Genomic DNA, 15,359 nt, shown 5'->3' with positions numbered 1-15,359 from the left:
GTCGAATACCCTATATATGGAAAGCAATATGAGCAGGGGGAATAGGCGCAGGCTTTGCACGCAATCGCCAACACCCTGCTAGCAACTTCCCCAAGCAGGCCTGCGCCGCCACCGAAAGCCGGCCGATGGAATAATCCAGGGCATGAGCATCACCATCAAAACCCCGCAAGACATCGAGCGCATGCGCGTTGCAGGCCGACTGGCTTCGGAAGTGCTGGACTACATCACCCCCCACATCAAGCCCGGCATCACCACCGCAGAGATCGACCGCCTGGGCGCTGAGTGCATGGCCCAGCAGGGCACCCGGTCCGCCACCATCGGCTACCAGCCCCCGGGCTACCCGCCCTACCCCGGCCACCTGTGCACCTCGCCCAACCACGTGGTGTGCCACGGCATCCCGAACGACAAGCCGCTGAAGAAGGGCGACATCATCAACGTGGACGTCACCGTCATCACCGAAGACGGCTGGTACGGCGACAACAGCCGCATGTTCATGATCGGCGAGGGCACCATCGCCGGCAAGCGCCTGTCCAAGCTGACCTTTGAAGCCATGTGGCTGGGCATCCAGCAGGTCAAGCCCGGCGCCACGCTGGGCGACATCGGCCACGCCATCCAGACCTACGCCGAAAAGCACAACCTGTCGGTGGTGCGCGAATACTGCGGCCACGGCATCGGCCAGAAATTCCACGAAGAACCCCAGGTGCTGCACTACGGCAAGCCCGGCACGGGCACGGTGCTGGAAGAAGGCATGGTCTTCACCATCGAGCCCATGCTGAACCTGGGCAAGCGCGAGGTGAAGGAACTGGGCAACGACGGCTGGACCATCATCACCAAGGACCGCAGCCTGTCGGCCCAGTGGGAGCTGATGCTGGCCGTGACCAAGACCGGCTACGACATCCTGACCTGGTCCGAGGGCTCGCCCACGCCACCCGACTTCATCACCGGCATCCGCACCTGATGCGGCCCCGGCCCTGGCGCCCTGTGACAAGGCAGTCCCGCTGCAGGCGGACTGCCTTTTTTCATGGCGGGATCGTGCACACTCGGGTTCCAGGTCCATGCCGCCGCCACGCCTTGCATATTTCTTGCTTGCCTGTGGTCCAGTTTTTGCCTGACAGGTCTTTCTTGCCATGAACATCGAACTCGGCGCCCTGCGCACTGCCTACCGCCAGGACAAGGCGGCCCTCACCGACGCCTTGCGCACCCCTGCCAGCAGCACCCGGGGCATCCGCAGCGTGCTGCAAAAGCTCTCACGGCTGACCGACCAGCACCTGTGTGCCATCCGCGCGGCCAGCGGGCTGCCGGCCGAGGTGGCCCTGGTGGCCGTGGGCGGCTATGGCCGCGAGCAGCTGTTCCCCGCCTCCGACGTGGACGTGCTGTTGCTGCTGCCCGGCCACAGCACCGAGGGGCACGCCCTGCTGAAGGAGGACCTGGAGCGCTTCATCGGCGCCTGCTGGGATGCGGGCCTGGAAATCGGCTCCAGCGTGCGCACCACCAGCGAATGCGTGGCCGAGGCCCAGAACGACGTGACCGTGCAGACCTCGCTGCTGGAAGCCCGGCTGATCGACGGCGATGCGGCACTGTTTGCCGAGTTCCAGCGCCAGTACCGCGCCTCGCTCAACCCCAAGGCCTTCTTCACCGCCAAGACGCTGGAGCTGCGCCAGCGCCACATCAAGCACGAGGGCACGCCCTATTCGCTGGAGCCCAACTGCAAGGAATCACCCGGCGGCCTGCGCGACCTGCACACCATCCTGTGGGTGGCGCAGGCGGCCGGCCTGGGCAGCAACTGGCGCGAACTGGCGGCCAGCGGCATTGCCACCGAGTTCGAGGCCACGCAGCTGGAGCGCAACGAGGCCACGCTGAGCCTGATCCGCGCCAAGCTGCACGCCCTGTCGGGCCGGCACGAGGACCGGCTGATCTTCGATTTGCAGACCGCCGTGGCCGAGTCCTTCGGCATCCAGAGCCACACGCCCGTGGGCGAGACCATGCCCGTGCGCGCCAGCGAGGTGCTGATGCGCCGCTACTACTGGGCGGCCAAGGCGGTGATGCAGCTGCAGCAGATCCTGCTGCTGAACATTGAGGAGCACCTGTACCCGAACAACGCCGAGCTCAAGCGCATCGACGACCGTTTCTTCGACAAGGACGGGCTGATCGAGGTGGCCAGCGACGACCTGTACCAGAAGGACCCGCAGGCCATCCTGGCCACCTTCCTGACCTACCAGAAGTCGCCCGGCCTGCGCGACCTGTCGGCGCGCACGCTGCGCGCCCTGTACAGCGCGCGCGACCTGATGGACAACACCTTCCGCCAGGATCCGGTGAACCGCGATACCTTCATGCAGATCCTGCAGGAACCGCGCGGCCAGACCCATGCCTTCCGGCTGATGAACGCCACCTCGGTGCTGGGGCGCTACCTGTGGTCCTTCCGCCGCATCGTGGGCCAGATGCAGCACGACCTGTTCCACGTCTACACCGTGGACCAACACACGCTGATGGTGCTGCGCAACATGCGGCGCTTCTTCATGGCCGAGCACGTGCACGAGTACCCGCTGTGCTCGCAACTGGCCAGCGGCTGGGACAAGCCCTGGCTGCTGTACCTGGCAGCGCTGTTCCACGACATCGGCAAGGGCCGTGGCGGCGACCACTCTGAGATCGGCGCCATCGAGGTGCGGCGCTTTGCCCGCCAGCACAACATGGCCGCCGAGGACGCCGAGCTGGTCGAATTCCTGGTGCGCGAGCACCTGCAGATGAGCACCGTGGCGCAAAAGCAGGACACCAGCGACCCGGACGTGATCCGCGCCTTTGCCGAGCGCGTGGGCACCGAGCGCCGCCTGACGGCGCTGTACCTGCTGACCGTGGCCGACATCCGCGGCACCAGCCCCAAGGTCTGGAACGCCTGGAAGGGCAAGCTGCTGGAAGACCTGTACCACGCCACGCTGCGCGTGCTGGGCGGGCGCGCGCCCGATGCCGCCGCCCTGGTGGAGGCGCGCAAGCGCGAGGCCCAGGTGGCCCTGGCCCTGACGGCCCAGCCCTACGAGTCGCACAAGGCGCTGTGGGACACGCTGGATGTGAGCTACTTCATGCGCCACGAGCCGGCCGACATCGCCTGGCATGCGCGCCAGCTGTCGCGCCACGTGGGCAGCCCCGTGCCCGTGGTGCGCGCGCGCCAGTCCCTGGTGGGCGAAGGCGTGCAGGTGCTGGTGTACGCCCCGGACCAGTCCGACCTGTTCGCCCGCATCTGCGGCTACTTCGACAACGCCGGCCTGATGGTGGTGGACGCCCGCATCCACACGGCGCGCAATGGCTATGCGCTGGACACCTTCCAGATCGCCTCCGAGCAGCTGCAGATGCACTACCGCGAGCTGACGACGCTGATCGAAAACGGCCTGCCCCAGGCCATCCTCAGCAAGGAGCCGCTGCCCGAGCCCGGCAAGCGCCGCCTGTCGCGGCGCGTGCGCAGCTTCCCCATGGTGCCGCGCGTCACGCTCACGCCGGACGACAAGGCGCAGAACTGGCTGCTCAACATCTCGGCCAGCGACCGCGCCGGCCTGCTGTATTCCGTGGCGCGCATCCTGGCGGCGCACGGCCTGAGCGTGCAGCTGGCCAAGGTCTCCACCCTGGGCGAGCGCGTGGAAGACAGCTTCCTGGTGCAAGGCCCGCGGCTGAACAGCAACGCCCAGCAGTTGCTGATCGAAACCCAGCTGGTGCAGATGCTGCAGGAGTGAGCCACGGACCGCACGCGACCCGAAGAAAAAAAGAGCGCCTGGCGCAGTCTTGACAAGGATTTCGGAGGATTTTGATTCTGAAAGCCTTACAGGACGTGCGCCAGGCGCTCTGTGATTGGAAGTGACTCCACCGGCACCGGGCCCCTGCAGGCCCGTGCGTCACACCACTCAATAGTGCGGTGGCAGCTCGTCGCGCAGGTTGCGTGGCGCGCCCTGCCCGCCTTCCGGCACCTGCTGGCGCAGCTGCCGCACCTCGTTGATCAGCGCGTCGATCTGCTGCTGCTGGCGGTAGATGGTCATGTTCAGCTGCTCCAACAGATCGTCGGTGTAGCTGGCCTTGACCTCCAGGTCCATGATGCGCGCCTCCAGCGCCTCGGGCGTGGGCTGCTCACTCATGCCCGCAGCGCCTTGGCCAGGCGTGCCACGCCTTCGCGGATCTTGTCCTCGTCCGCCGTCGCAAACGACAGGCGGAAGGTGGACAGGTCGGGGTGCTGGCTGAAGAACGGGGCGCCCGGCACAAAGGCCACGCCCTGCGCGATGGCCTGCTTGGCCAGCACGTTCGCATCGGCCAGCGCACCGTGCGCGCCGGTCAGGCGCACCCACAGGAACAGGCCGCCCTGCGGCTCGGTGAATGCCACGGCATCGCCCAGTTCGCTGCGCAGCGCCGCAATCATGGTCTGGGCACGCTGGGCGTAAACCTTGCGCACCTTGGCCAGCGTAGCCGGCATGTGGCCGGCCAGCAGGTAGTGCGCCGCGGTGGCCTGGGCAAAGGTGCTGGTGTGGGCGTCGCTGAACTGCTTGCACATCACGGCCTTGGCCAGCAGCTCGGGCGGTGCGATCAGCCAGCCGATGCGCAGGCCGGGGCTGAGCACCTTGGACAGCGAGCCGCAGTGCGCCAGCCAGTCGCGGCTGCCGGGCACCTCACTGGACAGCGCCAGCAGGCTGGCGGGCGGGGGGGCGTCGAAGTACAGGTCGCCATACGGGTCGTCCTCGACCACCAGGGTCTGGTACTTCACGGCCAGCTCCAGCACGCGCTGGCGACGCTCCAGGCTCAGCGTGGCACCGCTGGGGTTGCCGAAGGTGGGGATCAGGTAGACCAGCTTGGGCTGGTGCTCGGCGATCAGCTTTTCCAGCTCGTCCACGATCACGCCCTGGCTGTCGATGGGCGCGCTGATCACTTCAGCGCCGTACAGGCGGAAGCACTGGATGGTGGCCAGGAAGGTCGGGCCTTCGACGATCACCTTGTCGCCGGGCGAGATCATGCACTTGCCCAGCAGGTCCAGCGCCTGCTGGCTGCCCGTGGTCACGACCAGGTTGTCGGCGTACACATCCTTGGCGCCCTTGGCCGCGGTGAAGGCGGCCAGCTGTTCGCGCAGCGGCATGAAGCCTTCGGTCGCGCCGTACTGCAGGGCCAGGCCGGCGTCCTGGGCCAGGGCCTTCTGCGCGGCGTCCTGGATGCCCGCCACGTCGAACATGGCGCTGTCGGGAAAGCCCCCGGCAAAACTGATGATCCCGGGCTTGCCCAGCAGCTTGAATAATTCACGGATCGCGGATGTTTCTACGTTGTCCAAACGTTGTGCAAACTGCATGGAGCATGTCCTCTCGGTAAAAATCCAGTGCCTGGTGCCGGGGCTGTGCACCAGGCCGGCGGCGGCCTGCCGCCTATGCGCTGCATTATCGCGCCTGCCACAGGCCGCGCCGCGCCATGGCCGGCCACCGCCGCCCGGCGCTTGAAGGAAAATCCGCAGTTGCCATCCCCACCGAGCGCCATGAAAAAATCCGAGATCGTTCCCTTCTTCACCCTGCTGCGCGACGCCAACCCCAGCCCGCAGACCGAGCTGGAATACACCACCGTCTTCGAGCTGCTGGCGGCCGTGCTGCTGTCGGCCCAGGCCACGGACGTGGGCGTCAACAAGGCCACGCGCAAGCTGTTTCCGGTGGCCAACACGCCGCAGGCCATCCTGGACCTGGGCCTGGAGGGGCTGGAGGGCTACATCAAGACCATCGGCCTGTACCGCAGCAAGGCCAAGCACCTGATGGCCGCCTGCCGCATCCTGGTTGACCAGCATGGCGGCCAGGTGCCCGCCACGCGCGAAGCCCTGGAGGCCCTGCCCGGCGTGGGCCGCAAGACGGCCAACGTGGTCCTGAACGTGGCCTTCGGCCAGCCGACGATGGCGGTGGACACGCACATCTTCCGCGTCAGCAACCGCACCGGTCTGGCCCCCGGCAAGACCCCGCTGGAGGTGGAAAAACAGCTGCTCAAGCGGGTGCCGGACGAATTTGCCGTGGACTCGCACCACTGGCTGATCCTGCTGGGACGCTACGTCTGCCAGGCGCGCAAGCCCAAGTGCTGGGAATGCCTGGTCGCGGCGCACTGCGACTTCAAACCCAAGACCGCCGCGCCCACCGGACGCGCCTAGGCCCGGGCCCGCAACGCCTGAACGCCCTCCGCACCACGGGCCCAGTGCTGCGGGTCCAGCCCATGAAAAAAGCCCCGCACAGCGGGGCTTGGAGGGGTCGACGGCAGGCCGTTCAGTGGGCCGCGAAATCGTGGCGTTGCACGGCACGGCGGGCCGCCCAGTACTGCAGCGCACGCGGCACGATCAGCACCAGCAGCACGATCACCACCAGCGTCAGCGACATGGGGCGCTGCAGGAAGATCCAGAAGCTGCCCTCGCCGATCGACACGGCGTTGCGCATCTGCGCTTCGGCCAGCGGGCCCAGGATCATGCCGACCACCACGGGGGCCGTGGGGAAGTCGAAGCGGCGCATCAGCACACCCAGCAGACCGATGCCATACAGCAGGAACAGGTCGAACGTGCTCTGGCGCATGCCATAGGCACCGACGGTGGCGAAAATCAGAATCCCGGCGTACAGCTGGGGGCGGGGAATCTTCAGCAGCTTCACCCACAGGCCCACCATGGGCAGGTTCAGCACCAGCAGCATCAGGTTGCCGATGTACAGCGAGGCGATCAGCGCCCACACCAGGGCACCGGCGCTGCTGAACAGCTGGGGCCCGGGGTTGATACCGTAGTTCTGGAACGCGCCCAGCAGCACTGCCGTGGTGTTGCTGGTGGGAATGCCCAGGGTCAGCAGCGGAATCAGCGCCGCCGTCACCGTGGCGTTGTTGGCCGCCTCGGGACCGGCCACGCCTTCGATGGCGCCCTTGCCGCCGAACTCGGCCTTGTCCTCGCCTTTGGCCAGCTTCTTCTCGGTGGCGTAGCTCAGGAAGGTCGGGATCTCCGTCCCGCCGGCGGGAATGCAGCCAAACGGCGTGCCGATGATGGTGCCGCGCAGCCAGGCCGGCACGGAACGCTTCCAGTCACGGCGCGTCATGTGCACGCGCGTCACCTTGTTCTGCGACTGGTCGACCTTGCCTTCGTACAGGGCGGCGTACAGCACCTCAGCCACGGCGAACAGGCCCACGGCCACCAGCACGATGTCCACGCCGTCCATCAGTTCCATCTTGCCGCCGGTGTAACGGGCCGAACCGGTGATCTGGTCCATGCCCACGCACCCCAGGGCCAGGCCGACGAACAAGGCCGTCATGCCGCGCAGGCTGCTTTGCCCCAGCACCGCGCTCACGGTGGTGAAGGCCAGCACCATCAGCATGAAGTACTCGGGCGGGCCCAGGCGCACGGCAAAGTCCGCCACAGTGGGCGCGAACAGCGTCACCACCACGGTGGCCACCGTGCCCGCCACGAAGGAGCCGATGGCCGCCGTGGCCAGCGCCGCGCCGGCGCGGCCACTCTTGGCCATCTTGTTGCCCTCCATGGCCGTGACCATGCTGGCGGTTTCCCCCGGCGTGTTCAGCAAGATGGAGGTGGTCGAGCCCCCGTACATGGCACCGTAGTAGATGCCCGAGAAGAAGATCATGGAGGCGGTGATTTCCACCTTGGCCGTGATTGGCAGCAGCATGGCCACGGCCACGGCGGGGCCAATGCCCGGCAGCACGCCCACGGCCGTGCCCAGGGCGCAGCCCAGCAGCGCCCACAGCAGATTGATCGGAGTGGCCGCCGTGGCAAACCCTTGCATCAGTGCGTCGAACATGTCCATCACAGCCACCCTGTTTCCGTCAGACCTGGCAGGTTGATGGCCAGGAACTGTGTGAAGGCCCAGAACACCGGGGCCGCAATCGTGAAGCCCACCAGCACGTCCTTGAGCAGGGCCTTGCCGCTCAGGGTGCCCGTCTGGCCCTGGGCCCGGCGCAGGCCTTGCACGGCCAGGGTGAAGCACAGCGTGCAGCTGATGATGAAGCCCAGGTGCTCGATCAGTCCGGCATTGAGCAGCAGACCCGCAGAGACCCAGACGAAGGGGCCGACATCGGCCTTGGCACTGCCGCCGGGCTCACCTGCCTTGCGGTAACCCCCAGTCAGGGCCTCCCACACCAGCCAGACGCCGCACAGGGCCAGCACTGCGGCACACAACCAGGGCAGAAAACTGGGGCCTACGCCGCCGTAGCCGGCGTCGCCGGCAATCTGGCTGGCACCGACGCCCATGCCAACGGCGACCAGCACCACCCCCACGCCCACGGCGGCTTGCCAGCGCGCGGACGGAATTGCACTGTGCCAGGCCGGCTCGGCGGGCACAGGGTTCAAGCTCTCAGACATGCAGAGCTCCTTTAAGAGAGAAATCAGGCTCTAGCGCTTCAACAGCAAGCGCTTTCAGCTATCAAATCCTGCAGCACGGCGCACGCAGCGTGCCGCAGGACCGCGCGTTACACCATGCCGGCGCGGGTCATGGTGTCTTGCAGGCTGCTGAACTCCTTGTCCACAAAGGTGGCGAAGGCATCGCCGGCCAGCCATGCCGGGGTCCAGTCGTTCTTCTTCAGGGCTTCCTGCCAGGCCGCGCTCTTGGTGGCCTTTTCCAGCTTGGCGATCAGCTCGTCGCGCTGCTGCTTGCTGATGCCGGGGGCGCCGTAGACACCGCGCCAGTTGCCGATTTCCACGTCAATGCCCTGCTCCTTCAGCGTGGGCACGTCCAGCGACGGCAGGCGCTCGGCCGAAGTCACGCCCACGGGCTTCATCTTGCCGCTGGCGATGTACTCGGCAAACTCGCTGTAGCCGCTGCCGCCGATGGTGACGTTGCCACCCAGGATGGCCGAGATCGCCTCGCCGCCCCCACGGAAAGCCACGTAGTTGATCTTGGCGGGGTCCACGCCCACGGCCTTGGCAATCATTGCAGCCGCAATGTGCTCGGTCGATCCGCGCGAGCCACCACCCCACTTCACACTGCCGGGGTCTTTCTTGAGCTGGGCGATCACCTCGCCCATGTTCTTGAACGGCGAATTGGCGGGCAGCACGAACACGTTGTATTCGCTGGTCAGTCGCGCCAGGGGCGTCACCTGCTTGAGGGTCACCGGGGGCTTGCCGGTGATGATGCCGCCCAGCATGACCGCGCCCATCACCATCAGGGCGTTCGCATCGTTCTTGCTGCCGTTGACGAACTGCGCCAGGCCGATGGCACCGGCCGCGCCGCCCTTGTTGTCATAGGTCACCGACGAGGCCACACCCGCATCCTGCAAGGCCTTGCCCAGAGCACGGCCCGTGGTGTCCCAGCCGCCACCGGGATTGGCGGGCAGCATCATCTTCATGGCCGCAGCCTGGGCCCAGCTGGTGGGGACAGTGCCGGCCACCGCCAGGGCAGCCATGCTCTTCAAGAAAGTATCGCGTCGCATCATCTTGTCTCCTGTTTATAGGTTCGTCGTCAGGAAAAGCAGCACCAGCCGCAACCTGCACTGCTTGGGCAGCATGATGCGGCGACTGCCTGTCAAATGGCTGTCCTGCAGGGGCCGTGAAAACCCCAAGCTGCACAGCAACAAAACCCGGTCGCCGCAGTGCTAACGTGCCGCCCATGCACATTCTCCTGGTCGAAGACGATCCCGCGATGCAAACCAGCCTGCAGCGCGCCCTGGCGCGCCGCGGCATCCATGTCAGCCTGTGCGCGGACGGGCTGCAGGCCATCCCGCAGTGGCAGGCCCTGCAACCCGACGTGGTGGTGCTGGACCTGACGCTGCCCGGCCAGGATGGCCTGCAGGTGCTGGAGCACCTGCGCGCGCTGCGCGCCACCACGCCGGTGCTGATCCTGACCGCGCGCAGCACCGTGGGTGACCGCGTGCTGGGCCTGAACGCCGGGGCCGACGACTACCTGGCCAAGCCCTTCGACCTGGACGAACTGGAAGCACGCCTGCGTGCCCTGGAGCGGCGCGCCCAGGGTGCGGGTGGTGCCTCCGCCCCGACCGACCATGACAGCTTCGGCACCCTGCGCCTGGACCGCGCCAGCGGCGCCATCTACCACCTGGGCCTGCCCATGGACTTCACGCCGCGCGAGCGCGCGCTGATGCTGGCCTTGCTGGCACGCCCGGGCCAGGCCATCGCCAAGGAGCGCCTGTACGAGCTGGTGTTTCCCGGCGAGGTCGACGTCAAGTACGAAGCCATCGAGGTGGTGGTCTACCGCCTGCGCAAGAAGCTGTCCGGCACCGGCATGGACCTGGTCACGCTGCGCGGCCTGGGCTACCTGCTCAAGCCCACGCCCTCGGGGGCTGCGGCATGAGCGAGCCCCAGCACCGCGGCATCTGGTCCTTGCGCAGCCAGTTGCTGGTGGGCATCTTGCTGCCGGTGATTGCCTGCATCGCGCTGAACATGCTGTGGTCCTACCGTGCCTCGCTGCAGGCGCTGCACACGGCCTACGACCGCACGCTGCTGGCCTCGGCCAAGACCATCGGCGAGCAGCTGGACGTGGACGGCTACGACGAGCACGCCCGCATCCACGCGCTGGTGCCCTACTCGGCGCTGGAGGCCTTCGAGGCCGACACCCACACGCGCCTGTACTACCGCGTGTCCAGCCTGGATGGGCAGCTGATCTCCGGCTTTGACGACCTGCCCTTCTGGCGCGGCACCATCCCGGCCCAGCCGCCCTACGCGGCGCTGGTGGACTTCTACGACAGCAGCTACCGCGACCAGCCGGTGCGCATCGCCGTGCTGCTGCAACCTGTGGCCAGTGCCACAGGGCGCAGCATGGCCGTGATCCAGGTGGCCGAAACCCTGCAACTGCGCCACAACCTGGCCTGGAACCTGCTGATTGAAACCCTGTGGCAGAACGCCGTGCTGCTGGGCCTGCTGGTGCTGACCATCATGATCGTCGTGCAGCGCGTCACGCGCGCGGTGCGCGAGGTCGGCCACGCCATCGGCCAGCGGCCACGCCATGATTTCCACCCCCTGCACCGCGACGCCGTGCCGCGCGAGCTGCAGCCCTGGATCGACGGCATGAACCAGGCCATCGAGCGCCTGCGCGAACTGCTCAGCCACCAAAAGCGCTTCGTGCGCGATGCCTCGCACCAGCTGCGCACCCCGCTGGCGGTGCTGAAGGTGCAGGTGCAGTCGGCCCGCCAGGGCGACATGCCGCCCGCCACGGCCTTGCAGGAAATCGAGGCCACCGTGGACCGTGCCACGCAGCTGGCCAACCAGATGCTGTCACTGGCCAAGGTGGAACAGCTGCGCCAACAGCCGCAGGCCGCCACCGCCACCGGCTGGGATGCCATCGTGCGCGAGGTGGCGCTGGACCTGGCCCCGCTGATCGCCGACAAGCTGCTGGACTTCGAGCTGCGCGCCGACACCCCCGTGCCGCTGTCCGCGCACGAATGGATGCTGCGCGAGCTGGTGCGCAACCTGCTGCACAACGCCATCCGCCACGCACCACCGGGCAGCGCCCTGCTGGTCACGCTGACCCCGCAGGCCGACAGGCAGCACGCCTGCCTGCACATCATCGACCAGGGCCCGGGCCTGTCCGAAGAGCTGCTGCAGCGCCTGTACCAGCCGTTCTCGGCCGGGGACACGCGCAACGGCTCCGGCCTGGGGCTGGCCATCTGCCTGGAAATCGTCCAGGCGCTGCACGGTCGCCTGGAGCTGCACAACCGCCAGCAGGGCGCGCGCATCCTGGGCCTGGAGGCCGTGGCCTGCCTGCCCATGGCCCCGACCGAAGGCGTCTGAGGGCGGCCGCCCGCGCCCGCAATACCCTCGCACTCTGAGCGGTTATCCCCCAATTTTTGCGGGCTGGGGGAACGGTGGCCCCAACGCCCGCGCGGCCCACGGGCCTGCAGCGCTATGCATTGCGAAGCACTCTGCTGTAAGACATAAATCCCAAGAAATCCCAAGCCCATCCTACGCATCGCGCTATCAAAAATATCAGCAGAATGCCTGTTTCGCCGCGCAGGCCGAATGCATGCGCGCAGCCTCAACAACATTCGATAGCACAGGCAGGAAACAGCAATGGGTGAAGCGCAGCAGGACAAGGCAGCACGGGTCGTGGTCGTGGGGGGCGGGGTCGCGGGGCTGGAAATCGCCTCGGCACTGGGCAAGCTGCGCGACCCGCACACCGCCTCGGTGACCCTGGTCGATGCCGATTCCGCCCACGTCTGGAAGCCCATGCTGCACACCATTGCCGCCGGCACGCGCGATCTGGCGCAGCAGCAGACCACCTACCTGGCCCAGGCCACGGACGCCCGCTTCGCCTACCAGCCCGGCGCCATGGAAGGCCTGGACCGCGCAAGCAAGGAAATCATCCTGTCCGCCATCTGTGCCCCCGACGGGCGTGAAATGGTGCCCGCGCGCCGCATCGGCTACGACAAGCTGGTCATCGCCGTCGGCAGCGGGGCCAACGACTTCGGCACGCCCGGCGTGCTGGAGCATTGCTACATGATTGATTCGCGCCGCAAGGCCGATGACTTCAACCGTGAAATCCGCCTGCGCATGGTGCGCGGCATGACCGAGGGCGAAACCCTGCAGGTGGCCATCGTCGGCGCCGGCGCCACCGGCGTGGAGCTGGCGGCCGAGTTGGTGCAGCTGTCCGAAAGCGCCGAAGCCTATGGCGCGCTGGGGCGGGCCGCCAAGTTCCGCATCGTGCTGATCGAGGCCGGGCCGCGCATCCTGCCCAGCTTCCCCGAGGAGATCTCCCAGGCCACCCAGCAGCGCCTGGAGCACCTGGGCGTGCGGGTGCTGGTCGGCCGCCGCGTGCAGGCAGCGCTGGCCAACGGCCTGCTGCTGGATGGCGACGAGGTCATCCCCGCCGGGCTCAGCGTCTGGGCTGCTGGCGTGAAGGCGCCCAATTTCCTGGCCCAGCTGGGCCTGCCCGTCACGCGCGGCAACCAGCTGATCGTGAACGACGATCTGCAGACCGCCGACCCCGACATCTACGCCGTGGGCGACTGCGCCAGCTACACCCTGCCTGGCCAGAGCACGCCGCTGCCGCCCACCGCCCAGGTGGCCCACCAGCAGGCACGCTACCTGATCGAGCTGCTGCCCAAGGTGCTGGCCAGCCGCCAGCCGTACGCCGGCCAGGGCTTTGCCTACCGCGACTTTGGGGCGCTGGTCTCGCTGGCCAACTACGACGCCTACGGCTCGCTGGGCAAGTTCGGGCTGTTCAACGGCGGCATGATCAAGGGCCGGCTGGCCATGCTCAGCCACATCTGGCTGTACCGCTCGCACCAGGCGCGCCTGTACGGCTTCTGGCGCGGCGGCCTGCTGTGGCTGGTGGATTTGATGAACTCCCGCCTGCGCCCCACCATCCGGCTGGATTGATCCCAAACGCCCCTACCCCCCAGCACATCGAAGATTGGCGTCCGTGACACAACGTAAAGCCGCAGGCAGTCCCCGCGTACGACCAGGCCCAGCAGCGACGTATCAGGGGTCACGCTAGCGGGTATAAAAAAAGGAGCTGACCGCGCAGCCCCTGCGGGCCTTGCAGAACGATTCGTTCTGAAAGGCAGGCGGGAGGCGCGCAGTCAGCTCCCTTTTTTGAAAAAGCTTCAGCCGGCCTTGGTAGCCACGCCGGCCGAGGTGAAGCTGGCCATCTCGCGCAGGATGGCACAAGCCGCCGGCAGCAGCGGCCAGGCCGCCGCGGCCCCGGAACCCTCGCCCAGGCGCAACTGCCAGTCCAGCAAGGGCCGCGCGCCCAGCGCCTGCAGCAGCAGGGTGTGGCCGGGCTCGCCCGAGCGGTGGGCGTACACGCAGCGCTGCAGCACCGCAGGCTGCAGGCGGCTGGCCACCAGCACCGCCGCCGTGGTGATGAAGCCATCGACCACAATCACGCGCCGCTCGGCCGCGGCCTGCAGCACGGCACCGACCATGGTCGCCACCTCCAGCCCGCCCATGGCGGCCAGCACCGGCAGCGGCTCGGTCACGGCGGCATGCGTCTGCAGCACCTGCTGCAGCACGGCGATCTTGCGTTCCACACCCTGCGGATCCAGGCCCGTGCCCATGCCCGTGACCTCCGCCACGGACACACCGCACAGCCGCGACAGCAGCAGCGAGGCGGTGGAGGTGTTGCCAATCCCCATCTCGCCCAGCAGCAAGGCATTGCCCGGCAGGCGCTTGACCAGTTCCACCCCGTTGCGGATGGCCAGCGCGCATTCCTGTTCGGTCATGGCCGGGCCCTGGCTGCAGTCCTGCGTGCCATAGGCCACCTTGCGGCGCCACAGGCGCGGCTGGCCGGCCTTGGGCAGCTTGTCCTCGGGGTCCTGCTCGCGGGCGGCAAAGTCGCGCGCCACGCCGCAGTCCACCACATTCAGGGCAATCCCATGCTGGCGCGCCAGCACGCTCACGGCCGCGCCGCCGGCCATGAAGTTCTCCACCATCTGCCAGGTCACGTCCACGGGGTAGGCCGACACCCCGCGCGCCGCCAGGCCATGGTCGGCCGCAAACACCACCATCTGCGGCGCCTCCAGCACCGGGGCATCGCTACCCAAGATGCAGGCCAAGCGGTGCGCCAGTTGCTCCAGCACGCCCAGGGAGCCCACGGGCTTGGTCTTCACGTCCAGCAAGCCCTGCACATGGGCGGCAAATGTGGCGTCCTCGATCGAAGCCACGTCAGGAATCACGGTCGACATTTCCATCCCTCATCACACACAAAAAAGGCGCTCCAGCGCCCGGGCCCAAGTATGCGCCTGCGCCCATGGCCTTGCCCCGCACCACATCAATCGCGGGCAAGAAAAAACCCGGCCAGGCCGGGTTGGGGGTGCTGGGCAGCGCAGGCGCTTACTTGCGCATCGGCTCCATGGGCTGGGGCATCGGCTGCTGCATCATGGGTGCGTGCGGCATGGGCTGCTGCATCATGGGAGGATGCTGGGCGGGCGGTGCGGCGGGCACCTCGATGGTCTGGGTGTATTCGCGGATCACCCCTCCCCCCTCGACGCTGCCGGAGAGCTGTGGCTGCTGCACGCGTGCCACGCAGGCGCTGCGGTCCAGCTCGGTCTTGAAGATGTCGCAGCGGCGCAAGGCGTTGCGCTGCAGGTCATCCATGCCCATGCCCGGCGGGTTGACCGGCCCCTGCCCGCGGCGCTGTTCCGCCGCGACGGCCGCGGCCTCGCGCTGCTGCGGGCTCATGGCCGCACCCTGCCCCCCGTGCGGCTTGGCGCCATGGTGCGGCATCTTGGCCGGGTGGTGGGGCATGGCGGGGTGCTGCGCCCCAGGTGCGGCCGGTGTCGCGGTTTGCGCCTGGGCCAAGCTTGCACCAGCCAGTGCCACCACGCACAGTCCCAGACGCCAGGAAGGGGTCCATTGCAACTTCATCAAAGCATTCTCCTTGGATGACAAACAATGCCAACAGCATGCCTGCCATGGCCCGGCATGGACTATCAGCCCAACC

13 protein-coding genes are annotated in these 15,359 nt (G+C 67.6%); 6 read left to right on the top strand and 7 right to left on the bottom strand.

Annotated elements, in window-relative coordinates; genetic code table 11:
- The first annotated feature begins 142 nt into the window (after window positions 1-142).
- Both map and FYM52_RS05410 read left to right on the top strand, forming a co-directional pair.
- Window positions 143-958, top strand: coding sequence for a type I methionyl aminopeptidase (gene map / locus FYM52_RS05415; protein WP_045267056.1), 816 nt, complete (start codon window positions 143-145; stop codon window positions 956-958).
- Window positions 959-1,127: 169 nt separating this feature from the next.
- Window positions 1,128-3,719, top strand: coding sequence for a [protein-PII] uridylyltransferase (locus FYM52_RS05410; RefSeq protein ID WP_154163359.1), 2,592 nt, complete (start codon window positions 1,128-1,130; stop codon window positions 3,717-3,719).
- 168 nt (window positions 3,720-3,887) lie between these two features.
- Here the strand turns inward: FYM52_RS05410 and FYM52_RS05405 are convergent, their stop codons facing one another.
- Window positions 3,888-4,115, bottom strand: a complete 228-nt coding sequence (locus FYM52_RS05405; RefSeq protein WP_043384903.1) for a SlyX family protein — start codon at window positions 4,113-4,115, stop codon at window positions 3,888-3,890.
- Entirely contained in the window at window positions 4,112-5,308 is a 1,197-nt protein-coding gene (locus tag FYM52_RS05400; protein WP_154163358.1) for a PLP-dependent aminotransferase family protein, read from the bottom strand. The genes FYM52_RS05405 and FYM52_RS05400 overlap by 4 nt, the downstream gene beginning before the upstream one ends.
- A 180-nt stretch (window positions 5,309-5,488) precedes the next feature.
- Here FYM52_RS05400 and nth point away from each other — a divergent pair, with 180 nt between their 5' ends.
- The gene (gene nth, locus FYM52_RS05395) at window positions 5,489-6,139 is read left to right on the top strand and encodes an endonuclease III (RefSeq protein WP_154163357.1); all 651 of its coding nucleotides are present in this window, start codon (window positions 5,489-5,491) and stop codon (window positions 6,137-6,139) included.
- A gap of 112 nt (window positions 6,140-6,251) precedes the next feature.
- Here nth and FYM52_RS05390 read toward each other — a convergent pair whose 3' ends face one another.
- The 3 genes from FYM52_RS05390 to FYM52_RS05380 all read right to left on the bottom strand — a co-directional run bounded on the left by FYM52_RS05390 (window position 6,252) and on the right by FYM52_RS05380 (window position 9,396).
- On the bottom strand, window positions 6,252-7,775 hold the full coding sequence (locus tag FYM52_RS05390; RefSeq protein ID WP_042416104.1) for a tripartite tricarboxylate transporter permease: 1,524 nt from the start codon (window positions 7,773-7,775) through the stop codon (window positions 6,252-6,254).
- Complete coding sequence (locus tag FYM52_RS05385) at window positions 7,775-8,329, bottom strand: tripartite tricarboxylate transporter TctB family protein (RefSeq protein ID WP_042416107.1); 555 nt, start codon at window positions 8,327-8,329, stop codon at window positions 7,775-7,777. Before FYM52_RS05385 ends, FYM52_RS05390 begins: the two co-directional genes overlap by 1 nt.
- Window positions 8,330-8,436: 107 nt before the next feature.
- Entirely contained in the window at window positions 8,437-9,396 is a 960-nt protein-coding gene (locus tag FYM52_RS05380; RefSeq protein ID WP_043385000.1) for a tripartite tricarboxylate transporter substrate binding protein, read from the bottom strand.
- A gap of 176 nt (window positions 9,397-9,572) precedes the next feature.
- On the opposite strand from FYM52_RS05380, the gene FYM52_RS05375 reads away from it, so the two are divergent.
- From FYM52_RS05375 to FYM52_RS05365, 3 genes are all read left to right on the top strand, one after another.
- Entirely contained in the window at window positions 9,573-10,271 is a 699-nt protein-coding gene (locus tag FYM52_RS05375) for a response regulator transcription factor (RefSeq protein WP_154163356.1), read from the top strand.
- Window positions 10,268-11,707 carry a sensor histidine kinase gene (locus FYM52_RS05370; protein WP_154163355.1) on the top strand — a complete coding sequence of 480 codons (1,440 nt, stop codon included), beginning with the start codon at window positions 10,268-10,270 and terminating at the stop codon, window positions 11,705-11,707. Before FYM52_RS05375 ends, FYM52_RS05370 begins: the two co-directional genes overlap by 4 nt.
- A gap of 279 nt (window positions 11,708-11,986) precedes the next feature.
- The gene (locus FYM52_RS05365) at window positions 11,987-13,294 is read left to right on the top strand and encodes an NAD(P)/FAD-dependent oxidoreductase (protein ID WP_154163354.1); all 1,308 of its coding nucleotides are present in this window, start codon (window positions 11,987-11,989) and stop codon (window positions 13,292-13,294) included.
- A 227-nt stretch (window positions 13,295-13,521) separates the two neighbouring features.
- Here the strand turns inward: FYM52_RS05365 and cobT are convergent, their stop codons facing one another.
- Entirely contained in the window at window positions 13,522-14,601 is a 1,080-nt protein-coding gene (gene cobT / locus FYM52_RS05360; RefSeq protein WP_154163353.1) for a nicotinate-nucleotide--dimethylbenzimidazole phosphoribosyltransferase, read from the bottom strand.
- Between the two features lie 148 nt (window positions 14,602-14,749).
- The gene (locus tag FYM52_RS05355; protein WP_154163352.1) at window positions 14,750-15,283 is read right to left on the bottom strand and encodes a hypothetical protein; all 534 of its coding nucleotides are present in this window, start codon (window positions 15,281-15,283) and stop codon (window positions 14,750-14,752) included.
- Window positions 15,284-15,359: the final 76 nt, after the last annotated feature.

Source organism: Comamonas sp. CAH-2 (assembly GCF_009668305.1).
Lineage (GTDB): Bacteria > Pseudomonadota > Gammaproteobacteria > Burkholderiales > Burkholderiaceae_C > Comamonas > Comamonas aquatica.
This window is presented reverse-complemented; position numbering and strand designations above follow the sequence as displayed.